This window comes from Sphaerothrix gracilis Ecp01 (genome assembly GCF_030405905.1).
Lineage (GTDB): Bacteria > Cyanobacteriota > Cyanobacteriia > Phormidesmidales > Phormidesmidaceae > Sphaerothrix > Sphaerothrix gracilis.
The window spans coordinates 39,137-63,067 of sequence record NZ_JASATW010000007.1; the positions used below are offsets into that span (position 1 = coordinate 39,137).

General features: G+C 53.6%; 19 protein-coding genes, 1 tRNA gene and 1 pseudogene. 9 read left to right on the forward strand and 12 right to left on the reverse strand.

Going from position 1 to position 23,931, the window contains the following annotated elements; all coding sequences use genetic code 11:
• Positions 1–197 precede the first annotated feature (197 nt).
• The gene (gene glgP, locus QJQ48_RS09300) at positions 198–2,843 is read left to right on the forward strand and encodes an alpha-glucan family phosphorylase (RefSeq protein ID WP_346290949.1); all 2,646 of its coding nucleotides are present in this window, start codon (positions 198–200) and stop codon (positions 2,841–2,843) included.
• A gap of 80 nt (positions 2,844–2,923) precedes the next feature.
• On the opposite strand, the gene QJQ48_RS09305 is transcribed toward glgP, so the two are convergent.
• Positions 2,924–2,996: transfer RNA gene (locus QJQ48_RS09305), tRNA-His, on the reverse strand.
• 162 nt (positions 2,997–3,158) lie between these two features.
• On the opposite strand from QJQ48_RS09305, the gene QJQ48_RS09310 reads away from it, so the two are divergent.
• The 5 genes from QJQ48_RS09310 (at position 3,159) to QJQ48_RS09330 (ending at position 7,344) form a co-directional block, all read left to right on the forward strand.
• Positions 3,159–3,554, forward strand: coding sequence for a DUF4359 domain-containing protein (locus tag QJQ48_RS09310; protein ID WP_346290950.1), 396 nt, complete (start codon positions 3,159–3,161; stop codon positions 3,552–3,554).
• A gap of 139 nt (positions 3,555–3,693) precedes the next feature.
• A complete protein-coding gene (locus QJQ48_RS09315) occupies positions 3,694–4,590 on the forward strand; it encodes a sirohydrochlorin chelatase (RefSeq protein WP_346290951.1) in 897 nt (298 codons plus the stop codon).
• A gap of 58 nt (positions 4,591–4,648) precedes the next feature.
• On the forward strand, positions 4,649–5,422 hold the full coding sequence (gene cobA, locus QJQ48_RS09320) for a uroporphyrinogen-III C-methyltransferase (RefSeq protein WP_346290952.1): 774 nt from the start codon (positions 4,649–4,651) through the stop codon (positions 5,420–5,422).
• Between the two features lie 24 nt (positions 5,423–5,446).
• Positions 5,447–6,388, forward strand: a complete 942-nt coding sequence (locus tag QJQ48_RS09325; protein ID WP_346291130.1) for an RluA family pseudouridine synthase — start codon at positions 5,447–5,449, stop codon at positions 6,386–6,388.
• A 50-nt stretch (positions 6,389–6,438) separates the two neighbouring features.
• Positions 6,439–7,344, forward strand: coding sequence for a Uma2 family endonuclease (locus tag QJQ48_RS09330; protein WP_346290953.1), 906 nt, complete (start codon positions 6,439–6,441; stop codon positions 7,342–7,344).
• 118 nt (positions 7,345–7,462) lie between these two features.
• Here QJQ48_RS09330 and QJQ48_RS09335 read toward each other — a convergent pair whose 3' ends face one another.
• The 5 genes from QJQ48_RS09335 to pdhA form a co-directional block, all read right to left on the reverse strand.
• Positions 7,463–7,852: a hypothetical protein gene (locus QJQ48_RS09335; protein WP_346290954.1), complete on the reverse strand. Its 390-nt coding sequence runs from the start codon at positions 7,850–7,852 to the stop codon at positions 7,463–7,465.
• Between the two features lie 6 nt (positions 7,853–7,858).
• Positions 7,859–8,830 carry a protein translocase subunit SecF gene (gene secF, locus QJQ48_RS09340; protein WP_346290955.1) on the reverse strand — a complete coding sequence of 324 codons (972 nt, stop codon included), beginning with the start codon at positions 8,828–8,830 and terminating at the stop codon, positions 7,859–7,861.
• On the reverse strand, positions 8,827–10,242 hold the full coding sequence (gene secD / locus QJQ48_RS09345) for a protein translocase subunit SecD (protein WP_346290956.1): 1,416 nt from the start codon (positions 10,240–10,242) through the stop codon (positions 8,827–8,829). Before secD ends, secF begins: the two co-directional genes overlap by 4 nt.
• A gap of 2 nt (positions 10,243–10,244) precedes the next feature.
• Complete coding sequence (locus tag QJQ48_RS09350; RefSeq protein ID WP_346290957.1) at positions 10,245–11,228, reverse strand: alpha-ketoacid dehydrogenase subunit beta; 984 nt, start codon at positions 11,226–11,228, stop codon at positions 10,245–10,247.
• 155 nt (positions 11,229–11,383) lie between these two features.
• On the reverse strand, positions 11,384–12,412 hold the full coding sequence (pdhA, locus tag QJQ48_RS09355; protein WP_346290958.1) for a pyruvate dehydrogenase (acetyl-transferring) E1 component subunit alpha: 1,029 nt from the start codon (positions 12,410–12,412) through the stop codon (positions 11,384–11,386).
• A 578-nt stretch (positions 12,413–12,990) separates the two neighbouring features.
• Here pdhA and QJQ48_RS09360 point away from each other — a divergent pair.
• Positions 12,991–15,252, forward strand: coding sequence for an IMS domain-containing protein (locus QJQ48_RS09360; protein ID WP_346290959.1), 2,262 nt, complete (start codon positions 12,991–12,993; stop codon positions 15,250–15,252).
• Positions 15,253–15,369: 117 nt separating this feature from the next.
• Positions 15,370–16,068, forward strand: a pseudogene (locus tag QJQ48_RS09365) (amino acid ABC transporter permease); the annotation flags it as partial.
• A gap of 228 nt (positions 16,069–16,296) precedes the next feature.
• On the opposite strand, the gene QJQ48_RS09370 reads toward QJQ48_RS09365, so the two are convergent.
• Positions 16,297–16,539 (reverse strand): hypothetical protein, encoded by a 243-nt coding sequence (locus QJQ48_RS09370; protein WP_346290960.1) that lies wholly within the window; start codon positions 16,537–16,539, stop codon positions 16,297–16,299.
• 136 nt (positions 16,540–16,675) lie between these two features.
• On the reverse strand, positions 16,676–17,608 hold the full coding sequence (locus QJQ48_RS09375) for a formylglycine-generating enzyme family protein (RefSeq protein ID WP_428843036.1): 933 nt from the start codon (positions 17,606–17,608) through the stop codon (positions 16,676–16,678).
• A 250-nt stretch (positions 17,609–17,858) separates the two neighbouring features.
• On the opposite strand from QJQ48_RS09375, the gene QJQ48_RS09380 reads away from it, so the two are divergent.
• Positions 17,859–18,464, forward strand: coding sequence for a cysteine dioxygenase family protein (locus tag QJQ48_RS09380; protein WP_346290961.1), 606 nt, complete (start codon positions 17,859–17,861; stop codon positions 18,462–18,464).
• Positions 18,465–18,620: 156 nt separating this feature from the next.
• Here QJQ48_RS09380 and QJQ48_RS09385 read toward each other — a convergent pair whose 3' ends face one another.
• From QJQ48_RS09385 to QJQ48_RS09400, 4 genes are all read right to left on the reverse strand, one after another.
• Entirely contained in the window at positions 18,621–18,815 is a 195-nt protein-coding gene (locus QJQ48_RS09385) for a CsbD family protein (protein ID WP_346290962.1), read from the reverse strand.
• Positions 18,816–18,956: 141 nt separating this feature from the next.
• Positions 18,957–20,300: a helix-hairpin-helix domain-containing protein gene (locus QJQ48_RS09390; RefSeq protein WP_346290963.1), complete on the reverse strand. Its 1,344-nt coding sequence runs from the start codon at positions 20,298–20,300 to the stop codon at positions 18,957–18,959.
• An 18-nt stretch (positions 20,301–20,318) separates the two neighbouring features.
• Complete coding sequence (locus QJQ48_RS09395) at positions 20,319–20,993, reverse strand: hypothetical protein (RefSeq protein ID WP_346290964.1); 675 nt, start codon at positions 20,991–20,993, stop codon at positions 20,319–20,321.
• Between the two features lie 22 nt (positions 20,994–21,015).
• Complete coding sequence (locus QJQ48_RS09400) at positions 21,016–23,601, reverse strand: DNA polymerase III subunit alpha (protein ID WP_346290965.1); 2,586 nt, start codon at positions 23,599–23,601, stop codon at positions 21,016–21,018.
• Positions 23,602–23,931 lie beyond the last annotated feature (330 nt).

Below are 23,931 nucleotides of genomic sequence, written 5' to 3' on the forward strand. Positions count from 1 at the left end.
GCAAGTTCTCCCACACAGTCTAGTGTAACGAGTTGTTAACTCTTTTAATCAGGCGAGGCGATCGCTAAAAAATGTCACAATTTATGTCGTTTGGTTCATGATTCATCCCCAAAGACAGTGTTAAGAGAGGCTTGGTTACTGCCGTTCACAGGCAGAATGACCTTAGCTCAGAATTTAATCATCAACAACTTATCAATATGCGTCCTATCCGCACCTTTAACGTTACGCCTTCGCTGCCTGCTCGCTTAGAGCCTTTGCGCAAGCTGGCTTATAACCTACAGTGGGACTGGGATTTTGGTACAACCGATTTGTTTCGTCGGCTAGATCCTGACCTGTGGGAATCTAGTCGCTATAACCCGGTGCTGCTGCTCGGCACTATTAGCCAGCAGCGCCTACAGGAGGCGGCTGAAGATGAAGGGTTTTTAGCTCAAATGGAGCGAGCTGCTCAAAGACTAGAAGACTATCTCAAAGAGCGTACCTGGTACAAAAAGCATCGCAAAGAAGCCACGCCAGATGAGCGCTATGCTTACTTCTCTATGGAGTTTGGCCTCACCTCCTGTATGCCCGTCTATTCTGGCGGTTTGGGGGTGCTCGCAGGTGATCATCTCAAGTCCGCTAGCGACTTGGGTCTGCCCCTAGTGGCGGTGGGCCTACTGTACCAGGAGGGCTACTTTGCCCAGTACCTCAACGCCGACGGCTGGCAGCAAGAACGCTACCCCATCAATGATTTCTACAACATGCCACTGCACTTAGAACGGCATCCTGACGGTTCAGAAATTCGTATTGGCGTAGATTATCCCGATCGCACCGTCTATGCCCGGATTTGGCGGGTACAGGTGGGGACGGTGCCGCTCTACCTGTTAGACACCAACATTGAGGAAAACAGCCAGTATGACCAAGACATCTGCGATCGCCTCTATGGAGGTGACATTGATATGCGGATTCACCAGGAGATCATGCTGGGCATCGGCGGCGTACGCATGTTGGCAGCGCTAGGACTGAAGCCGACGGTCTATCACATGAACGAAGGTCACTCGGCTTTTCTAGCCCTAGAACGAATGCGGATGCTGATGGATGAAACCGATCTATCCTTTGCGGAAGCTTTCTATCTGGCTCAGGCCGGACAAATGTTTACGACCCATACTCCCGTTCCCGCCGGTATCGATCTGTTCCCGCCAGACAAAGTACTTTACTATCTCAGCCGTTATGCCCAGCGTTTTGGCCTGTCAAACGAAGAATTCCTAGCCTTAGGGCGCGAAAATACCGGGGATCTGTCAGCCCCTTTCAGCATGGCAGTCTTGGCGATTAAGACCGCCTCTTTCGTCAACGGGGTCAGCGCGCTGCATGGTGAAGTTTCGCGGCAGATGTTCTCTGGACTTTGGCCTCAACTCCCTCTCAGTGAAGTACCGATTACTTCTATTACCAATGGCGTTCATGCCCGTAGCTGCGTCGCTAAGCCTGTCCAAGAACTCTACGATCGCTACTTAGGGCCGAGCTGGTCCCAGGCCAGTCCCGCTAATCCGCTATGGAACAGAGTAGACGCCATTCCCGATGAAGAACTTTGGCGCACCCATGAGCTATGCCGCTCCCAGATGATTGTGTCTGTGCGCGATCGCCTAGAGAAAAGCCTGCTGGAGCGGGCTGCCTCGCCGATGGAACTGGCAAAAGCCAGGGAAGTACTTGATCCGAAAGTCCTGAGTATTGGCTTTGCCCGTCGTTTTGCTACCTACAAGCGAGCCACCCTGTTCCTGCGCGATATTGCCCGGATTCACAAGATCATTGAAGGCGACGGTTCCGGCCGCCGGGTACAGTTTGTCATTGCTGGCAAAGCCCACCCCAAGGACTCACCGGGCAAAGAGCTGATTCGCAAAATTATCCACTTTACCCGCGATGAAGGGCTAGATCGGGCCATTGTGTTTGTGCCCAACTACGACATTCACGTGGCGCGGGCGATGGTGGCTGGCTGCGACGTCTGGATGAATACGCCTCGTCGTCCCCGGGAAGCCTCCGGTACCAGCGGCATGAAAGCAGCCATGAACGGCTTGCCCAACCTCAGCATTCTCGATGGCTGGTGGGGCGAAGCAGACTACGTTGCCACCGGTTGGCCCATTGGCTCCGGCGAAGACTATGACGATCCGGAATATCAGGACGAAGTGGAGGCCAATGCCCTCTACGACCTGTTAGAGAAAGAGGTGGTGCCGCTATTTTACAACCGCGATCAGGAAGAGATTCCCAGGGGCTGGGTCGCCAAAATGAAGGACGCCATCCGCTTCAATACCCCCATGTTCAACACGGCGCGGATGCTCAAGGAATATGCCACGCGGGCTTACTTTAGCTGCAGCGATCGCGCCCATCGGTTGACCCAGAGCAGCTTCGCGCCAGCCAAGACGCTAGCCCACTGGGAAGATCACCTGGCAGAACACTGGTATGAAATGAAAATTGAAGAGGTGCAGATTTCAGAACCCGCAAATCTGCAGGTCAATCAGCCCTTTAAGGTTGAGGCTCTGGTGCGGCTGGGGGCGCTGCAGCCGTCGGACGTACAGGTAGAGCTATACCAGGGCAAAGTAGATACAGATGGTGAGATTCACGTCGGTATTCCCAGCGTCATGACCCACCAGGGCACTGACAACCAGGGGCGCAGCCGCTATGAGGTGGAGGTCACCTACACGGCTAGCGGCCTGCAGGGGCTGTCGCTGCGCATTTTGCCCAAGCATGAGAACCTCAGCAGTCCCTATGCGCCCAGGCTGATTCTCTGGGCTGAGCCAGAAGAGGTGCAAATCGATGTCGGTGCCGATGTACCGGATAAGGCTCCCGCCGCTGAGGCGATCGCCCTGATGTCTTAGCGCAAACAGGGGAACGGAAAACTCAAGGGCGGTCCATAGACCGCCCCTGTTCTGAGTTACATTGCATTTGTAAATTAAAGGGCGAACGACGGGATTCGAACCCGCGAGTGGTGGAACCACAATCCACTGCCTTAACCCCTTGGCTACGCTCGCCATCGCGCGTTGTTGATTCTAGCATTTTGCCGCAGGAGTTAGCCACCCAATCTAGAGATTTTTGCTAAGCTCAAGTCTCGGTTTTAGAGACTCTCGGCTAGAGTTAAGGTATGAGAGCGATCGCTGGGGACAACGGCTCCAATCTGCGGAGGCACAATAGCTGTGAGCTTCTTAAAAACATCAACAATTGTGGGCAGTGTCGTGCTGATTGGCGTTGGCGGAGCCTTAGCCCTCACAAATCCTAGCCCAGCAGACTATGAGCTTTATGCCACAGATGAGCTGATCGCCTATTTGCAACAAGATATTTGCCCCAAAGCCCCCGCCGCTCTACCGGGCTTAGCCGACCTGCTGCAAGAGCAATGCGTCAGCCTGCTAGAGAACAATCAGGCCGCTATCCAGCAGCTAGTTGCCAGAAATACGGCTCGCCACAACTATGTCTTCTTCAGTATTTATCAAACTCAGCTAGCGGTGCCAGAAATTGCTCAGCTGCCGGCTTATGAATTTGGTACGCTGGGAGTTCTCCAAAAGTTTTATACCTTCAAGGCAGAAGCGTCTTAGAAGCGGTCCGACTTTGCCAACCCCACAAGCTAGCCTAAATGCCGCGCTCGATACAGACCGTTTAGTTAAAACTTCGATAAAGTAAATTAGCTGGCTGTTGCCAACGGCTTTAACTTGTGTTGTTTGCGTTTATCTACCCGTGACTAAAGCACCTACTCCAAGCTATCTGCTAGTATCACACGGCAGTCGAGATCCGCGCTCTCAGGCAATGATGAAGCGGCTGGCTCATTTGGTGCAGCAGCGTCTAGGCTGGCTGGCGATCGCTCAGCAAGCCTACTCAGCCACAGCAGAGCCAGCGCTGGCTCTGTCCGCCGCCGCCGCCAAGCCGTTAGCCAGTAATTGGCAGCCGAGTCAATCGTCTGAAATTGTGACGACTGGAAGGCTGCGCCGACAGCGGGCCGCCCAAATTACTCAGGTGCCGCTGGTAGAAACCGCCTGTTTAGAATTAGGCCCGACGGCCCTGCGTACGCAAGTCTGTCAGTTTGCCCAGAAAACGCAGGCAGCGGGTAAAGCCGAGATGCGGATTGTGCCCCTGTTTCTGCTACAGGGAGTGCACGTGATGGAAGACCTACCGGCTGAGGTTGCCGCCGCCCGTCAACAGATGACCGAGGCTGTATCCTTGACCCTGTGCCCACATCTGGGCAGTCATTCCGGGCTGACCCATCTGCTGTCTGAAAAAGCAGGACAAACCGCCTCGCGGGCCTTTTTGCTGGTGGCTCATGGCAGCCGCCGGGCTGGGAGCAACAAGCAGGTAGAGGCGATCGCCAAGCAGATGGGAGCCACTGTGGCCTACTGGTCAACGCCGCCCAGCTTAGAGGCGCAGGTAGTTGACCTAATGCAGCAGGGCTATCAGCGCATTGTCATCCTGCCTTATTTCCTGTTTGCAGGCACCCTAATCGATGCCATCATGCAGCGCACAGAAGAACTGGCCGAGCGCTTTCCCAAAGTGGCTTTTCGGTTATTGCCGCCGCTGGGGGCAACCCGTGAACTTGCGGGTCTGGTGGCCGATTTGGCTAGCCGTCCTTTTGAGATCTGATAAACCTATGCGCGATCGCGATTCTGCTGAGCTATCTCCCCCGATCACAAAGCCAGGTATGGTTTACCTCGTTGGGGCTGGCCCCGGCGATCCGGGCCTATTTACCCTCAAGGGCAAGAACCTGCTAGAATGCGCCGATGTAGTCGTCTATGACGCGCTCGTCAGTCCGCAGATTCTGGCGATGGTGAATTCCCAGGCGGAGCAGATCAACGCTGGTAAGCGGCGGGGTGCCCACTCGATGCTACAGCCGGAGATTACCCAACTGCTGATTGACAAAGCTCAGACAGCCGCTATTGTGGTGCGGCTCAAAGGGGGCGATCCTTTTGTGTTTGGCCGGGGTGGGGAGGAAATGGCTGGACTCATTGAGGCCGGTGTGCCGGTGGAGGTAGTACCCGGCATCACCGCCGGGGTCGCCGTCCCGGCCTATGCCGGTATTCCCATCACTCACCGCGACTGCAGTTCCTCAGTCACCTTTGTGACCGGCCACGAAGCGGCAGGCAAGTATAAGCCAGAGGTGAACTGGCAGGCGATCGCCCACGGCTCTAAAACCATTGTCATTTACATGGGCATCCACAATATGAGCCATATTGTGCAGGAGCTATTAGCGGCAGGACTCAGTCCTCAAACTCCGGTCGCGCTGATTCGCTGGGGTACCCGGCCTGAACAGGAAGAACTGATTAGCAGCTTGGGAAGTGTTGTCGCCGATATGACAGCGGCGAGTTTTCAGCCCCCCGCGATCGCGGTTATTGGCGCTGTGGTCAATATGCACTCTCTGCTGTCAGCCGCCTGCCCCCGACCGCTAGCCATCTTGACAGATCAGCCCTCACAATAGAGGTATCGCATTCAGCTTACCCCTATCTCCGAACAAGCTTTTGAGTTAACGGTTGAATCTGACCGGCCAGAGCGCCTCGATCGCTGGCTGGCCACTCAGCTTGGTAATCTTTCTCGCAGCCGGATTCAAAAGCTGATTGAGCAAGACTGCGTGATGGTCAACGGTCAGCCCTGTCCGACAAAGAAAACAACGTTACAAGCTGGGGACTGGGTACAGGTCAAACTGCCAGAAACACGGCCGCTGGAGCTGGTGCCAGAGGCGATGCCCCTAGATATTCTGTACGAAGACGCATATCTGCTGATTCTGAATAAGCCTGCTGACAGAGTGGTGCATCCCGCCCCTGGCCACACAAGCGGCACCCTAGTCAATGGGATTTTGGCCTACTGCGGCGATACTTTGGCGGGTATTGGCGGCGTGCAGCGCCCTGGCATTGTCCATCGCCTCGATAAAGACACGACCGGGGCAATTATGATTGCTAAAACCGATCTAGCCCATCAGCGGTTACAGGCCCAGCTCAAAGACAAAACGGCGGGTCGGGAATATTTGGCGATTGTTTATGGATCGCCGTCAACCGAGGCCGGTACGGTTGATTTACCGATTGGCCGCCACCCGGTTGATCGCAAAAAGCAGGCTATTCTGCCTGAAGACAAAGGCGGGCGCGCGGCAGTCACTCACTGGCAGGTGCAAGAACGGTTGGGCAACTACAGCCTGCTTCAGTTTCGCCTCGAAACCGGACGCACTCACCAAATTCGCGTCCACAGTGCCCATATCGGTCATCCTATCGTTGGCGATCCGCTCTACGGTTCTGGGCGCTCGGTGGGGGTGAATCTGCCAGGGCAGGCGCTCCATGCCTGGAAGCTGCGGCTGCAGCATCCGGTTTCAGGGCAACTCATAGAGGCGATCGCGCCGCTGCCGCCTACCTTCATCAAGCTGCTGGCCGTGCTGCGACGACGGGCAACGGGATAAGCTACCCGTGGCAAGATAAAAACAGAGAGAATAGCTAAGTCAGGTGAGCTATGGTTCCCATCACGCGTAAACCGATTCTGGAACAGGTGGATCCGCCGCGATCGCCCCGCGAAACGCTGCCAACCATGTACGATCTGCCAAGTGAGTATCCGGAGGAACCGGGATTACCTGACGAATTTCACGACTTGCAGCCCCAACTGCTCAGTCGCACGCTGCGGCTAGACAACTACGCTCGTGATCGTTATTTCACCGCTTCCGATCTCAACCTTTACTACGATGTCAACCAGCCGCTATGGCATAAGCGGCCTGACTGGTTTTTAGCGGTTGACGTGCCGCGTCTGTACGATGGCTCCGACCTGCGGCGCAGCTATGTGGTCTGGCAGGAGGGCAAAAATCCCTATGTGGTGGTTGAGTTTTTGTCTCCCGGAACAGCAGCTGAAGATTTAGGTCGTTTTTCTGACAAGAACACTGCGCGAAATGAAACAGCAGGGGCCGCCCTCAGCTCTATATCTAACGGTTCAGATACAACAACCGCAAATCAGCCGCCTGCCAAGCTAGAAGTCTACGAGCAGTATCTCCGAATTCCTCACTACCTAGTCTACAGCCGCTACACCCAGCAGTTACGCTACTTTCAGCTTGCAGGCGGTCGCTATCAGGAGCAAATTCTGCAGCCAGAAAATCCGCTGGTCTGGCTGGCGGATTTGGAAATTGGGCTAGGCCTTTGGTCAGGTGAGTTTGAGGGCATTCCCGGAGCCTGGCTGCGGTGGTGCGATCGCGCAGGCAACTGGTTTTTAACTGATACAGAACAGGCACAGCAGGCCCAAGCAGAGGCCCAGGCCCAGCTATTGCAGGCCGCCCAAAACTTATTGGCAACCGGGATGACGAGGGAGCAGGTAGTTCAGCTTTTGAACCTGTCAGCCGAGCAGGCGCGATCGCTGCCATCAGGAAAAAGTTAGGATCTGCAATCTGTTGCAAGCCAAATGTTTGGTATCAATCCCGCAGCGTAACTGTGCTGGCAGCGATTATGTGAACTATCGTGAATTCCACCTTAGCGATGGAAAGGATACTTTAACTCTATTCGCGATCGCCCTTGTTTGTGTCTATCCAGCGCCAAAAGGGATGGGCTGGCCCCTGCTGCCGAATCCGGAGCAGCAGCTTTTCCAAGCGCTGACGCTCTCCTACCGACAGCCCAAAGACTATATGACGGCTATGACTGATCAAAAGTCCCACTGTCAGTCCTACACACAGCCCCAATCCTGCCGCTGACAGCGGATTGTAAGCTAAGCCGTAGCGAATTTGCGTCCAGGTGAAAAATTCAAACAGGCGCTCAATCTCAAATCGTAAGCGCCACAGGCTCAGCAGGCCGACCGTCAGCCAAAGCCCACCGCAGAGTAGCCACCAGCTCGCCATCACGATTCGGTTCAGCTGTTCTAACTGACGCTCAAATTCCGTCGGCGTATTCACAGCAGGCTATACGACGTTCTCAGAGGACTCAGTTGTTTCCTCAACGCCTGCGATCGCCTGTCCTGAACGTTCCCGCCACCAGGCCAGCAGCGTGCTGGCGACAAAGATACTGGAGTACGCCCCAGTGATGAAGCCAATAATCAGTGCTAAGGCAAAGAACTTGAGCGTCTCACCGCCGAACAGAAAGATTGCGGTCAGGGTCAGAACGGTGGTCAGCGTGGTATTGATCGATCGCGCTAGGGTTTGATTGACCGAATCATCCACAATTTGATCAATATGGCGCTGGGGATTGTATTTGATCGTTTCTCGAATGCGATCGTAGATTACCACCGTGTCGTTAACAGAGAAACCGACAATCGTTAGCAAGGCCACAACGAACAAGCTGTCTACTTCAGTGCCTAGCATCAGACCCAAAGCGGCAAAGATGCCCAACGTCACGAGTAAGTCGTGGAGCAGCGCCACAATCGAAAAAACGGCGTAATCGAACTGAAAGCGCAGGCTGAGATAAGCCGTAATCCCCGCAAAAGCCACCAGCAGCGCTAACAAACCGGCAGCAAAAAGCTGACGCCCAATCACCGGGCCGACCACATCAATCTGAGTGGAGTCGGGGTCAAGCTGGCCCAGAGCAGCTTCCAAGGACTGTTGCAGCCGTGTTCGAGCTTCCACATCTAGAGTAGAGGTGCGAATAGAAACGGCCTGACGATTCTCACCGAGAACCTGCAGGCTGCTGTTCTCCAAGCCCTGTTCCGTCAGCACATCTCGCACAACGGCTAAATCGATGGGGTCGCTGCAGTTTTCTGGCGCGACCTCGCAGTCCCGCTCTAGCTGTAGGCGCGTTCCGCCAACGAAATCTAAGCCCGGACGCAGCGGCGCGCCAAACTGATTCCAGGAGATAGCCATCGCAATCAGTCCGGCCAAAATTACAGCGCCAGAGATAGTCCACCAGAGCGATCGCTGTTCGATTACATTGAGTTTCATGACTGGGACGGAGCCTGAGAGTTACGGGCATTGGTAAGCCCAGGGCAAAAAAGCTCAGGCTTACGAAACTGGGCAAAACCGAGAATGAACAGAAGTAGAGTACGGCTACAGGTCAGGGCGGTAAACATGCTGATGGCAACCCCAATTGCTAGGGTGAGAGCAAAGCCCTTTACCAGACCCGCTCCAAACCAAAATAGCGCCGCACAGGCAATTAAAGTAGTGACGTTGCTGTCTAAGATGCTGGAGAAAGCCCGGTAAAATCCCGACTCGACTGAGCGATAGGGCGTCTTACCTGCCCGCAGTTCCTCGCGGGTACGCTCAAAAATGAGGACGTTGGCGTCTACGGCCATCCCAATGCTCAAGATAAACCCGGCAATACCAGGTAGGGTCAGCGTGACGCCAAAGATATTGAAAGCAGCCCAGGTCAGCAGGGCATAAACCACGAGGGCAATATCGGCCAGAACACCAGGTAGGCGATAGTAAACCGCCATGAAAATCAAAACCAGAATCAGTCCGGCCAGCCCAGCGTAGAGACTGCGCTCAATGCTGTCTCGGCCCAGGGTCGCCCCCACGGTTCTATTTTCCACCACCTCGACCGGCACGGGCAAGGCACCTCCTCGGAGCTGAATTGCCAAATCCTGTGCCCCCTGAGCGTCAAAATTACCCGAAATGACGGCGCTGCCGCCGGTAATGCCCGTTTCGGCGTACTGAACGTCTACAGTCGGGGCGCTGATTAAGTTGTCGTCTAGCAGAATGCCAATGCTGCGTCCTGTTCCGGCAATTCGCTTGGTCAAGTCAGCAAACAGCGCCGCCCCCTCGCGGTTGAACTGAATTACCACTTCCCAGTTGTTTCCAGCCCCAATCGGTCGGGCAAAGGCGTCGGTCAGCTTATCGCCCGTCAGCCCCGTTGATTCAAACAGGTCGGTGATGGCCTGATAGCTGCGATCGAGCGCGGCCTGATTGTCGGCGATCGCTTCTGCATCTCCGCCCGCTTCCAAAGCCGCCTGCTGAATCAGCCGCTCCTGCAAAATTTGCTGCTCTGCCTGCAGTTGGCCCTCAGTTCCCGGCTTTTGGGTTTCAAACTCAAGCTGAGCCGTGCCGCCCAAAACTCGCTCTGCCTGCTCCGGATCGCTCACCCCCGGTAGCTGTACGAGGAGCTGATCTTCGCCAACGGTCTGCACAACCGCCTCAGACACTCCCAGGCCATTGACCCGATTTTCGATCACCCGCTGTACCGCTTCCAAGTCGGTCTCGGTAATTTCGGGAACCTGCTCAGTGGGCCGTACCAGCAGCGTTAACTGGGAACCCCCGCGCAAATCTAAGCCTAGGCGAGTCGGCACCTGCACAATTACAACAATGGCAGCAATTGTTAGGGCCAGAATAACCGCTAGCAATAATCTTTGACGTGCCATAGTTAAACCTGCAGGGCCATCATTTTTTCTACTGCCTCAACGATCTGCTTTGGCTGCACGATGGTTAGACTCTCTAGCTTGCCGTTGTAGGGAGTTGGAATATCCTGAGACGACAACCGCAGCACCGGGGCATCTAATTCATCAAAAAAGCGATCGCTGATCGAGGCAATAATTTCAGCGGCCACACCGGCAGTCCGCATACATTCTTCTACAACAATAACGCGGTGAGTCTTGCGAATTGAAGCGCCAATCGTCTCGAAGTCAATGGGCTTCAGGGAAATCAGGTCAATTACTTCCGGATCAAAACCATCTTTTTCCAGGGTCTTAACGGCCTGCATGACATGGTGACGCATCCGGGAATAGGTCAAGATGGTAACGTCTTTGCCCGATCGCACCACTTCAGCTTTATCCAGTGGTACCAGGTATTCGTGATTAGGCAAGTCTTCTTTTAGGTTGTAGAGCAGCACATGCTCAAAGAACAGCACCGGGTTGTCATCGCGGATAGCTGACTTGAGGAGTCCTTTAGCGTTGTAAGGGGTGGAACAAGCCACAATCTTTAGCCCTGGTACCGCTTGAAAATAAGCTTCTAGTCGCTGTGAGTGCTCTGCGCCAAGCTGACGGCCAACCCCCCCAGGCCCGCGAATCACCATTGGAATTTTATAGTTGCCGCCAGAGGTATAGCGCAGCATCCCGGCATTGTTGGCAATTTGGTTAAAGGCCAGCAGCAGAAATCCCATATTCATGCCTTCAATGATAGGCCGTAGCCCCGTCATTGCCGCGCCCACAGCCATTCCCGTAAAACTATTTTCAGCGATCGGGGTATCTAAAACCCGCAGTTCGCCATACTTCTTATAAAGATCCTTGGTGACTTTATAAGAGCCACCATAGTGACCGACATCTTCTCCTAGAACGAAAACAGACTCATTTCGTCCCATCTCTTCGTCAATTGCTTCCCGCAGGGCATTAAATAGAAAAGTTTCCGCCATTGGTTTCGAGTCGTCTAAAAAGTGGGTGTAGCTGCTGTTAGAGCACTGGAAGGAGGTAGCTTAGTCAGGCGCTTTTCGAGGAAGGCTCAACACAGGTCTGACTAAAACTGACAATACTTAATCTGAAACCCAGATCTCCCTAGATTTCTAGTCATTTAGTCTTCGGCAAAGACATAGCGATACAGCTCATCAGGATTTGGCTCAGGGCTCTCTTCAGCAAATTGAACAGCCTCGTCAATAGTGTCCTGAATTCTCTGCTTAATCGCCTTTAGCTCTTGCTCATCGGCTATATTTTGCTCTAATAAGTAAGCCTCAAACTTGCTCAGAGGATCGCGGGCCTGCCAGGCTTGCTTTTCCTCTTTGCTGCGCATCTCATCGGGGTCGGCTAGGGAATGGCCCCGAAAACGATAGGTCAGACACTCAATTAGGGTGGGACCTTCCCCAGCTCTAGCCCGCTCAATTGCGGTTTGGGCCGCTGCATGAACTGCTAAAACATCCATGCCGTCTACCTCAACTCCCGGCATGCCAAAAACGCTGGCTTTGCGGTAGATCTCCGGCTGAGAGGTGGCTCGCTCATGGGCCATCCCGATTGCCCACTTGTTGTTCTCAACCACGAATAGAATTGGTAGCTTCCACAGCGCTGCCATATTCAGGCATTCAAAGAACTGACCGTTATTGGTCGTGCCATCGCCAAAAAAGCAGGCAGTCACCTGGTCGGCCTCAGCCTGCCCCAGGGCATCCCGGCGGTACTTGCTTTGGAAGGCAGCTCCTAGCGCGACTGGAATACCCTCCCCGATGAAGGCAAACCCGCCCAGGAGGTTGTGTTCAGCCGAGAAGAGGTGCATGGAACCGCCGCGCCCTTGGCTGCATCCTGTTGCTTTGCCAAAAAGCTCGGCCATGACGTTGCGGGCCGGCACACCAGCGCTGAGAGCGTGGACGTGATCCCGGTAGGTACTGCAAACGTAGTCATCCGATCGCAGAGATTTGATAACGCCGGTTGAAACGGCTTCTTGTCCGTTGTAGAGATGGACAAAGCCGAACATCTTGCCGCGATAGTACATTTCGGCGCAGCGGTCCTCAAAATAGCGCCCAAGTACCATGTCCTCAAAAAGCGTCAGCCCCTCTTCGCGGGAGATCTGGGCTGAGGCAGCTTGAAACACCGGTAAAGTCCGTTCCTGAACCATGAATTTGCAGTATCCTCTCAGCCTTGTCTAGTACGTTTTGAACGATATTCCCACAATAGCCTGCCTTAAAGGGTAGGATGCCGTGAAAGATTCGCTAGAATCCTGATCACCAAGCTTTAGCAGCCATTGTCTATCACATCATCTAATCTTAGTCACTTGACTGCGGCTATTGCCGTTTCTAACGTTACCGTCTTGAGGCTGGCTAAGGCAATCATCTCGAATGATTTCAGCAAATCTGAGTGGCAGCCAGATGAAACTATCCCACTGCAGCTACAAATTTGCGAAAAGATTGGAACATCTACGACCATATCTAAGTACCTAACAGTTGCAATTAACTGACCTACCGTAAAGGCAAGCAGGTTGGCTTTACTAAACTTAATACTGGAAGGAGAGCGGACTAATAAATAAGTTCGTACACATTATTAAAGTAAAAGGGGCGCTCTACTTTCAATCGGGGTTGTGCAGGCTATTATGATGGCATTTTCAGACAGAGGCCCGCTTGTTGTTGTGGCTGTCTGCGTTCAATGACTTAGATGTCGTCAGAGATCACGTTGATATCGCTGCTGGGGATGTAGACCGTGCGAATTCCGCTAGATTACTATCGAATCTTAGGTTTGCCGATTCAGGCAACAGAAGAACAGCTAAAGCAGGCTCACCGCGATCGCACGCTACAGTTGCCGCGTCGTGAGTATTCGGCTAGGGCGATTGAAGCCCGTAAGCAGCTAATTGACGAAGCTTATAGCGTCCTGAGCGATCCTGAACAGCGGCAGTCATACGATACGCATTTTCTCAGCAAATCGTACGCGCTGGAGGTGTCAGCCGCTGATCCAGAAGTGGCTCAGGCCAGTGATGAAGTGAGCGTTGACTTGGGTGAAGAAGCGCTGCGATCGCTGGCCTCTGAGTCTGCCAGCGATGCCTATACGCCCACAGTTGAAATCAATGACGCTCAGTTTCTGGGAGCGCTCCTAATTTTGCTGGAGCTGGGTGAGTATGAGCTAGTAATTCGGCTAGGGCGGCCCTATCTCAGCAGCGGCAGCAGCAGCTTAGCAGATGAACGCTTTGGCGAACCTAAGACAGCGCTGGCTGACATTGTGCTGTCTTTATCTCTGGCCTGCTTGGAGCTAGGTCGGGAACAGTGGCAGCAGCGGCAGTATGAGAGTGCGGCGGAGTCTCTAGAAACAGGTAACGAGCTGCTGCTGCGCGAAGAACTGTATCCGGCAATTCGCAACGAGATCCAGTCTGAGCTGTACAAGCTGCGGCCCTATCGCATTTTAGAGCTGGTAGCGCTGCCGCTCAACCACAACCGAGAACGGCGTCAGGGGATTCAACTGCTTAAGGCCATGCTGCAGGATCGAGGCGGCATTGACGGCACTGAAGACGATCTTTCCGGTCTGACGATTGACGATTTCCTGCGCTTTACTCAGCAGCTACGAGGCTATCTGACCTCAGCCGAGCAGCAGGAAATTTTTGAGGCGGAAGCGCGTCGTCCTTCCTCTGTAGCCACTTATTTGGCTATTTACGCTCTTCTGGCTAGAGGATTTGTCTATCATCAGCCTGCGCTGGTTCGACGGGCCAAGAAGATGCTGGTGCGCTTAGGTAACCGCCAAGACGTGCATCTAGAGCAGGCCGTCTGTGCGCTGCTGCTAGGTCAAACTGAGGAAGCCAGCCGCGCCCTAGAACTCAGCCAAGAGTATGAGCCGCTGGCCTTCATTCGTGAACAGTCCCAGGGAGCACCGGATCTCTTGCCGGGGCTTTGCCTCTATGCCGAGCGGTGGCTCAAACAAGAGGTTTTTCCCCATTTTCGCGATCTGACCCAGCAGCAGACCTCGCTGAAGGACTACTTCGCTAACGAGCATGTACAGGCTTATTTAGAAGCGATGCCAATTGAGGCAGAGGCTTTTCAGGCACAGAATGGAACCCAGGCTTGGTCTAGGCTAGCGGCTGAGCCGACAGCGGCGACAGCTTCAGTGCCCGCCTCGCAGGCAGCTGAACTGGTCGGCGTTGCCGCTGATTCTGCCACGTTTGCCCCTTCTCACCTGCCGTCCGCTCAGGTAGCTGTTAAAGCCAAAGCGCCTGAAGCTGCTCCGGTCAGCGTTGCTGAACAGATTGCCCAGCTTTCTCCAGAAGGTCGCCTACAGCCAGCAGGCTCGGCAGCGGTCAATGGGGCCGCTCAGGAAATGTCTCTCTCCGATGCTAAAAATGTAGCGATCGCAGAAGGTGCTTCCCCTAAACGGCGATCGCCGCGCCAGCGATCGCCCCACTGGGGCCGGCTGGTCTTGGTCTTCTTGCTGGGCATTTTGGGCATGGGCATTTTAGGCTTTGGTACTATGCAGGTTTTGGGCTGGATAGCGGGTCTATTCTCCGGGCCGAAGCTGCGGGGTGAGCCTTTAGCGATTCAGCTAGATCAACCCCCGATCGCGATTCCCGATGCCAGTGCGATCGCTGAGCAGACGCCTGGTGTGCAAGAAGAAGCCGCTCAGGCTATTAGCGAATGGCTGACCGCCAAACAAGCGGCTCTAGGCCCCAATCACCAAATTGAGCAGCTTGCAGGTGCTTTGAGTGAACCGTTACTGACTCAGTGGCGGCAGCGAGCTGTGGATGCTCAAAGCCAGAACTGGCACTGGCAGTATGAACACTCGGTTGAAGTGCAGTCTGTGACGCCAGAAGATCCAGATGCCACTGAGCTGACGGTCGAAGCTCAGGTTGCCGAAAAAGGCGAGCTTTACGAGCAGGGTGAGCTGAATACCAACTCTTCTTACGATGAAACTCTAAATATGCGCTACGACCTGGTTGTAGAGGAAGGAGAATGGCGAGTCAAAGAGATGACTAAGCTCAACTAACGGCATTCAGTTCAGCGGTAGCAATGCAGGTCGCCCCATCCCTGATATGATGGCCAAATCTTAGGCGGGAGAACGATTGTGGATTGGATTTCAACTGTTCTAGAAGCCTTGCCATGGATTGCGACTATCCTAGAAGCCCTACCGAATTTGTTGCAAGGGGCTTTGGTGACTTTGCAGCTCACCATCATGTCGGTGTTTCTAGGGCTAATTGGCGGCACGCTCTTGGGCATTGCCCGGCTGTCATCCGTAAAGCCGGTTAGCTGGGCCGCTCGTGCCTATATTGAATTCTTTCGCGGTACGCCGCTGCTGGTGCAAATTTTTTGGATTTATTTTGGTTTCCCCAGCCTAATTCAGGGTTTGGGCTTTTCGTTCACTTTCAATCGGCTAGCGGCGGCAGTGCTAGCCCTCAGCCTTAATTCGTCGGCTTATCTAGCTGAGATTGTGAGAGCCGGAATTCAGTCAATTGAACTGGGTCAGCGAGAAGCCTCTGAATCTCTGGGGCTAGATCCGATTCAGACTATGCGCTACATCATTTTTCCGCAGGCTTTTCGCCGCATGATTCCCCCCTTTGGCAATGAATTTATCACGCTGCTGAAAGACACCAGCCTCGTAGCCGTGATTGGCTATGAGGATCTTTTTCGGCGAGGGCAGCTTATTTATTCCCGCAACTATCAAATATTTCAAATCCTGACCGCTGTTGCCTTGGTTTATCTAGTGCTCAACCTGCTGTCGTCGCAGTTTTTTAGCTGGCTAGAGCAGCGAATGGATCCCAAGCAGAGATCGGTTAAACAGCAGCCTATGAAATCTGAAGCTTAGCCATAATAGCCAGGAGTTGTCGGTTTAGGACATAGGGTCGCAGCGAATATCTACCCGGCAGTCTAGCGTTTGACTATGAGACAGAATAGGCAAAGGAAGATGCCCTTTGCCTAGGAGTTAGAAAACATAGATTTTGTTCAAAGCGGCCAATCAGCTCCGATTCTACGGGGGCGTTTCAGCTACTAGAGACAGAAATCTCATGCTACAAACTGGACGCGCTGAGATGGCCTAGGTACCCGCACAAGGGTCAGCCGCGCAGGGATCGGCAGCGCAAGGGTCAGCCGCGCAGGGATCAGCCGCACAGGGGTCAGCCGACTTAGCCGCGCAGGGATCGGCAGCACAGGGATCAGCCTGCTCGGTAGCCGCACCGTCATCGGTTGGGGCAGAAGACTGAGAACCACAGCCGCTAGCTACTAGGCTAAGGCTCAAAATAGAGGCCATTGCAATGGCAGACAGATAGTTGACGCGCATATGTTTTCTTTTCCGTAGGTTATGAAGTCGTGCGGGGAGGAACTCAATCAGGCTGGATGAAGCCTATTGGGTTGCAGAACGCCTCTATCTTGGTTGGTAATTATGAGATCTGGCTGAGAAAATCTGGGATGACAGATTAAATCTGATCGAGGATGAGTCGGAAGCCAAAGAGAATATGCCGGGAGCTGGCCGGACGGCCGTGACGATAGGCGGCGCGGCAAAAACCGGGTAGATCATCCCAAGAGCAGCCTTTCATGACTATTTGCTGGCGATCGCTTTGCAGTTCAGTAAATTCAAACACGTTGCCCGCCATATCTTCTACCCCATAGACGCTGCGACTCAGCGGATAGGCACCGACAGGGCTGGTGTGGAGGTTGCCCTGCTGGGCCCAATTCGTTGCGGCAGGCTGCCACTCGCTGCCCCAAGGAAAATAGCGTCCCTCTTCCCCCCTAGCCGCTTTTTCCCACTCTAAAGCTGTCGGTAAACGATAAGTATGGCCATCTTGCTGACCTTTCCACTCGGCATAGGCGATCGCATCTGCGTAAGACACCAGCACCACCGGATGCTGGGCTTCTCCCGCTGGATAGTCAGCTCCTTGCCAGAGATAGGGCTGCACCTCGCTGTAAGAATGAACCAGAAAGCCTTGGGCCTGGTAGTCAGCCTCAGCAATACCGGGGGGGCGATGTCCGGTTGCCTGGACGAACTGCTGGTAGTCGGCATTGGTGACAAGCTGCTGGCTGATGCAAAAGGCGGCTTGCTCAGTCGTTTGGCGCTCTGGTTCGTGGTCGAACCAGCCTCGCTGCCGCAGCCGTTGCTCAGCCGCTGCTCTACCTGAAGGATCAGAGGCGATCGCGGCAGCGGAAATCTCATAGGCATAGTCGCGCTCGGCCTGGTTGCTGCCTGCGATGAACTGACCTGCTGGCACAAAGACAAATCCTGGCTGAGCTTCGCAGCGATCGCGGCTGATATTGCCACTCAGAAAAGGGGCTGTGCAGCTTAGCAGCAGGCTGACTAAAAGTAGTCCTATCCAGCCAGTTCCCTTTCTTCCTGCCCTGAGATGAGCATCCACAGAGCGCCAATATACTGAATAATTCCGCCGATCCGCTAATGCCACTGTCTCCCTGTAGCCGCTTAGATAGAAGAGTGTGTTCCCTATAGATGCCGTATTGTCAATATTTGGTGGATGATACGGCCGAGTCCAAACAGCCAGGTGCCGTCAGGTGCCTGGCTGTGTCAATGCTAGTCGAGACAGGCGCTTTTCAGCTAAAGCTCAGGTTCATCGCTTATGATAGCTACCTGGAGTCGGTAGGCGGTCAGCAATGGAAAATCAGGTCTGGATTGCGCTCGAAGATGGACACTGCGAGCCTCTAAATGTCTCTATATTTGAGGAACCGCAGCAAGTTTATCGGCTCTATCGGTTTTTGACTGATTTAGAGGATGTTTTGGCGACGACAGCAGATGATTTTGCCAGACTGCAGGCGATCGCGCCGCTGGTACAAAAGCTGCTGATTAGTTCTTACTGGCTGCAAATGGAGTACCGAGAGCCTGCAGAGCAGGGCTGGGCGGTCAACTTTCTCTACCGCGAACACCAGTTTCCGCTGACGGTGCAAATGGTCACGTGGGCACCAAGGCAAAAATCAACCATCCACAATCACGCCACTTGGGGCGTAGTGGCGCTAATCGGCGGTCAGGAAAAAAATACGCTGTGGCGACGCGATCCGAGTCCTGAGCAGCCCCATCGGATTCAGAAAACTGAGGAGAAAGTTCTTCAGCCTGGAGATATTATGACGTTTATGCCAGGAGCGATTCACCGCGTTGAACCCGTTGGTGATGAGATGACGGTTTCTTTCAATCTGTACGGCGTGACTGACTATTCGCAGCGCTATCAGTTCGACACGGTTGGACAGACGGCTCAGAAATTTTGAGAACCATGGCTCACGCCCCAGCAGCATTGGAGAGAGGAGGCAAAGCTGGGCAAAACTGAAAATTATTAAAGCCCCAGCCTCCAAATCTCAAGTCTTGAATTAGAGCTAGAAGCCAGGGCGAGCTGTCAATTATCGTATCAGCAGTCACTTTAAGCGCTAGCTCATCTTTTGATCAACAGCGTTATCAATTTCTTCTTTGATATTCTCTTTCTCGTGCTCAGCAGCAGCTTGTACCTGCTTGGCTTTACCTTCGGCTTGATCCTTCGGATCGCCCGTAAATTCGCCAACTGCCTCTTGCACTTTACCCTCTACGTTCTTGAGGGTAGCGTCAACTCTATCTTCAATTCCCATACTGTATCTCCTTGCTTAGAAAAAGCCGTACTGCGTATACGACATCTATCTTACGGATAAGATTTAGATCACACCTCTGCTAAGAGTAGGAAATTGACAAATCTAGCTGAGGGATGATGGCTTAAAAAGCAGGTATCTTGTCTAAGCGCTAATCAAAGGAGTCGATCGCGCCTTGAAGTCAGCTTTGGTCAGCGCTGCCACAGTCGCCTCCGGATCTTTCACCCGAAACTGAGCGCCCAAGCGGACAAACTGCCGCTGCTGATTGGCTTCAATAATGGCAACAACGGGCACTTTAGCCTCGCGGTCTTCCCCCTGCTGCTGTTGTAGCACCGTTCTGAGGCGATGCTGATAGGTGATGTCAGCAGCGATTCGCGGCTCTAGCTCTACCATCACCAGCCGCACCGTTTCAATTGGCTCAGCGTCTTCAATAATGAGCTGGTTGCGGTCGTCGCGCCGATCCACCTTGCCCCAAATCATTAGCCGCGCATCCGCCTCAATATGCTGACCGATGCGCTCAAACGAACGGGGAAAGACAACCCCTTCAGCCTGTCCGGTTAGATCTTCAACCTGGACAATTGCCATGCGATCGCCTTTCTTGGTCACCACGGGCTTGACGCTCGACAGCATCACAATGGCGCTAACGGTGATTTTCTCCGGTTGTTCAGCTAGCTCTGAAAGGCTGATGGGGGCTAGCACCCGCGCCGATCGCTGCACGGACTTGAGTGGATGATCGGAAATATAGAATCCCAGTAGTTCTTTCTCCAAACGCAGCTTTTCCTGCGGTTCAAAATCAGCCACAGGCGGAGCTTTAGGCGCAATTTCAAAACTGTCGCTGGAGCTAGCCTCACTGCTGCTGTCGCCCATCATGTCAAAGATGCTGCCCTGGCCGATGGCCCGGTCTTTAGCTCGACCCTGGGCCCACTCAATCACAAACTCTAGATCGTGCATGAGCTGATTGCGGTTGGCCTCCATCAGGTCAAAGGCACCGCACTGAATCAGCGCTTCTAAGGCGCGGCGGTTGACGGCACGCAAATCAACGCGATCGCAGAGGTCGGCCAAGGACTGAAACAGCCCCTCCTCGGCGCGCGACTCTAAAATGCACTCGATCGCTCCCTGTCCCACGTTCCGCACCGCTGACAGACCAAACAAAATGCTGCGCTGCTCCGGCGTGAAGTCAATACCAGAGCGATTAATGTCCGGCGGCAGCACCTCAATGCCCATACTGATGCAGTTGGCGATGTGCATCTGCACCTTATCCTGATCGCCGCTGTGGGCCGTTAGCAGCGCCGCCATGTACTCAACCGGATAGTTGGCCTTGAGATAAGCGGTTTGATACGTCACAAACCCATAGGCCATTGAGTGAGACTTGTTAAAGCAGTTGGAAGCTATCTGACCGTTCGCCAACAAAAAATTGTGGTCTTTTACAACCCCAATGTCGTAAACAGGCTGAACGCCTAAAGATTTTCGGCTAACAATTTTGACCACTTTTTAACTCCTTTTGAATTAGGCAGCCGCACTTAAATAAGCCAATCTTTGAGTGACTATTTGCTTCAAAATTTTCAAGATAGTCTCGGCTTCGAGTTTTTCGCTGTATTCCCGTGAAGGTTCTAGCCGCAGCAGCGGGCGATCGCTCTCCATACCTGCTACCTCGGCTTTCACAAAAGTCCAGATATCCGCAACGGTGTAGCAGCCAAACATGATTTGCGGATCCTGGCGATCGAGTTCCCAGTTCATTTTGGCGGCAGCTAAAATCTCGGCATAGAGCTGATACTGAGGATTTTGAGCTTCGATACCTCGCTTAGCTTCAACGATCACCAGATAAGGGGCTTCGATTTCTCCGGAGAGCCCCTTTCCTAACACGCCGTCCACAATGCCCGATAGTTCAAAGGTGGAATAGCGCCCCCGCAAGGCCACCTCTGCCCAAGCTTGAATAGAGTCCTGTTCTGCCAGTACCAGCAGCGGATAGATGGCTCGCGCCCAAACGGTGGCCTCATTCATGAGCTGGGTGCGATAGTTGACCAGCCGCGATCGCACATCCTGAACCTGCCGCTGTTCATCCCGAGTCAGCAGAATTTGATCAGCCTGCACCCAATCGTGACTCATCACCCCGCACTCTTCAATCTCAACTAGAGACTTTAGATCGGCTAGCGTAACGTTTGAAAACAAAAACTGTTTCATGACGGCCTGCTGAGAGAAAACGTTAGGCGATCGCAACTGCCGGAACCTGGATCTGCTTCAACTCTAACCCCTGCTCAAAAATGTCGTCGATGGTGTGCATTTTTCCCTCTGCCGTCATGAATTTATGGTCGGGTGTCGCTCGAATTATTTCTCCGTTCTCCAATTGGTATTCAAAAACTTCCTGATCGCCGCGCTGATGCCACTGCGCTACGGGCTGGCTGTAGACAAAGCCGTTGCGATCGACGCTGTAAATGCTGCACGCTAGCTCTCGTTCAACAATTTCACCGATCGCTAGCGGCCCGTATTCTACAGTGAGGACTTCCGTGTCATAGCTGAGACAATATTGAGCAAAGTTGACCATTTGCTCCCACAGCTCCTCGACCACCTTTTTCGGCACGCCGTTGTCCATCGCGCCCTTAATAAAGATGTCGCGGTGCTTGTCCATTTCGGACTGCTTTTTTTTACCCATGGCTCGCCGCAGCAGGTCGGCTTGTCCCAGGGAGTAGCCCGCCATGTCCTGAGCAATCCGCATGATCTGCTCTTGAAAGACCATGATGCCGTAGGTTTCATTCAGGATGGGCTGCAGAATGTCGTGGTCATACTGGATTCTTTCGCGCCCGTGTTTGCGGTTGATGAATTTGGGAATCAGGCCTGCGTCTAAGGGGCCGGGGCGGTAGAGAGCCAGCACTGAGGAAATATCTTCGAGGCCAGAGGGTTTCAGGTCGCGGACAATCTGCCGCATCCCGGAGGACTCTAGCTGAAAAATGCCGCCCAAATCGCCGCTTTCTAGGAGCTTGTAGGTTTTTGGATCGTCTTGAGGCAGATGGTCGAGATCGATGGGGATGTTGTGGTGCTGGGCCACTAAATCCACCGTTTTTTGGATCATGGTCAGGTTGCGCAGACCCAAAAAGTCCATCTTCAGCAGACCCAGGGCTTCCACATCCTCCATGTAGTACTGGGTAATCACCTGACCGTCGTTGTTGCGCTGTAGGGGCACAATCTCGTCGAGCGGATCTTTAGAAATCACCACCCCCGCCGCGTGCATACCAAAGGTTTTGTTGGTGCCTTCGATTCGCATCGCCATGTCTACCCAGCGATGCACTTGAGGATCGTTTTCGTATTTCTCTTTAAATTCAGGGGCTGGCGTTTCGTCCGAAATCATGACCTTCAGCTTGGCAGGCTTGCCCCGCGCCACCGGAATCAGCTTCGCCATCCGGTCGGACTCGCCGTAGGGAATATCCAGTACCCGCGCCACGTCCTTGAGCACCGCCTTGGAGGTCATGCGGTTGAAGGTGATGATCTGTGCTACCCGCTCCTCTCCATAGCGGCGAGTGACATACTTGATCACCTCATCTCGCCGCTCAATGCAGAAGTCGGTGTCAATATCGGGCATTGACTTCCGTTCTGGGTTCAAAAAGCGCTCAAATAGCAGGCCGTGGTGAACTGGGTCAATATTGGTAATGCCCATAGCGTAGGCCACCAGCGATCCGGCTGCGCTGCCGCGCCCTGGCCCGACCGGAATACCGTTATCACGGGCGAACTTGATGTAGTCCCACACCACCAGAAAGTAGGTGGCAAAGCCCATCTGGATCATCATCTGGATTTCGTATTCCAGGCGATCGCGGTAAATCTGCTCTACCTCAGCATATTTTGCACAGTTAAATCGCTGAGCCAGTCCGGCCCTAGCCACTTCGGCCATGTAGGTTTCGCCCGTGTGCTCTTCGGGCACCGGAAAGTCGGGAATGCGGGGCTGGCCTAGAATGCCGGTGTATTCTTCAATTTTGTCGGCAACTTCTAAAGTAGTGGCGATCGCCTCTTCGATCACCGCCTCGCTGAGGTGATCGCGAAATAGCAGCCGCATTTCGTCTGCCGACTTGAGATATTCAGTGCCGCTGTAGCGTAAGCGCTTGTCTTCAGTGATCAGCTTGCCAGTTTGGATGCACAGGAGAGCGTCGTGAGCTTCGACATCGTTACAGGAAATGTAGTGAGAATCGTTGGTGCAGATGATTTTGATGTCGAGTTCGCGAGCAATTTTGACAATCTCGACGTTGACAATGCGGTCTTCCGGGGAGCCGTGATCCTGAATTTCTAGGTAGTAGTCCTCGCCAAACAGGTTTTTATACCACTGGGCCACCCGCCGCGCCACGTCCGGGCGTCCCTGCATAATGGCCTGGGGTACTTCACCGCCCAGACAGGCACTGGTGACAATTAGCCCTGCGTGATACTGCTCCAGCAGCTCTTTATTAATGCAGGGACGCGAAAAAATTCCTTTCCCTTGGACGCCCTGCAGGTGAGAAATTGTCGTCAGCTTGACCAGATTTTTGTAGCCCTGAGTATTTTTCGCCAGAACAACCTGGTGATAGCGGGGACGGCGCTGCTGCTGGGTGATGTCCCCATTGATGACGTACATCTCATTGCCGATAATCGGCTTGATGCCTTTACCTTTACAGACCTTGATTAGCTCAATCGCGCCGTACATGACGCCGTGATCGGTGAGGGCGATCGCGCTCATCCCTAACTCTGCAGCCCGATCGACTAGCGCCGGGAGCTGACTGGCTCCATCTAAAAGGCTGTAGTTGCTGTGAATATGGAGGCCAATAAAGGACATAGCTGACTCACCTGCGCGCTACCTTAGTACAAATCTACTGCCAATTTCGCCTTTCTTCCAACCGGCTTGCAGAGCCAGGCTGTTCTTAAGATTAACGAATTTATCACGCTACATCTAGGTATCGATGTAATTCGTTAACGCCAAATGTAGCACCTTAGCGAATGTACGGCTGGTCAATCCTTTTTCCTTAGGCGGCTAAAATTACTGACTATTTTGTTATCTTGTTGGTCAATTCGGGTACATTCTTAAAAATAGGCTGATTAAGCAGCTTTTAGCTCAGGGGCATGACTACTGTTCGCAGGAATCAACCGCTGTTTAAGAATCGACTTT

Coding starts and splice junctions, on each gene's coding strand:
- QJQ48_RS09400 (WP_346290965.1), bottom strand. CDS start 23,601: ATGTCCTTTATTGGCCTCCATATTCACAGCAACTACAGCCTTTTAGAT.
- secF (WP_346290955.1), bottom strand. CDS start 8,830: ATGAAACTCAATGTAATCGAACAGCGATCGCTCTGGTGGACTATCTCT.
- glgP (WP_346290949.1), top strand. CDS start 198: ATGCGTCCTATCCGCACCTTTAACGTTACGCCTTCGCTGCCTGCTCGC.
- pdhA (WP_346290958.1), bottom strand. CDS start 12,412: ATGGTTCAGGAACGGACTTTACCGGTGTTTCAAGCTGCCTCAGCCCAG.
- QJQ48_RS09330 (WP_346290953.1), top strand. CDS start 6,439: ATGGTTCCCATCACGCGTAAACCGATTCTGGAACAGGTGGATCCGCCG.
- cobA (WP_346290952.1), top strand. CDS start 4,649: ATGGTTTACCTCGTTGGGGCTGGCCCCGGCGATCCGGGCCTATTTACC.
- QJQ48_RS09395 (WP_346290964.1), bottom strand. CDS start 20,993: ATGAAACAGTTTTTGTTTTCAAACGTTACGCTAGCCGATCTAAAGTCT.
- QJQ48_RS09380 (WP_346290961.1), top strand. CDS start 17,859: ATGGAAAATCAGGTCTGGATTGCGCTCGAAGATGGACACTGCGAGCCT.
- QJQ48_RS09370 (WP_346290960.1), bottom strand. CDS start 16,539: ATGCGCGTCAACTATCTGTCTGCCATTGCAATGGCCTCTATTTTGAGC.
- QJQ48_RS09385 (WP_346290962.1), bottom strand. CDS start 18,815: ATGGGAATTGAAGATAGAGTTGACGCTACCCTCAAGAACGTAGAGGGT.
- secD (WP_346290956.1), bottom strand. CDS start 10,242: ATGGCACGTCAAAGATTATTGCTAGCGGTTATTCTGGCCCTAACAATT.
- QJQ48_RS09350 (WP_346290957.1), bottom strand. CDS start 11,228: ATGGCGGAAACTTTTCTATTTAATGCCCTGCGGGAAGCAATTGACGAA.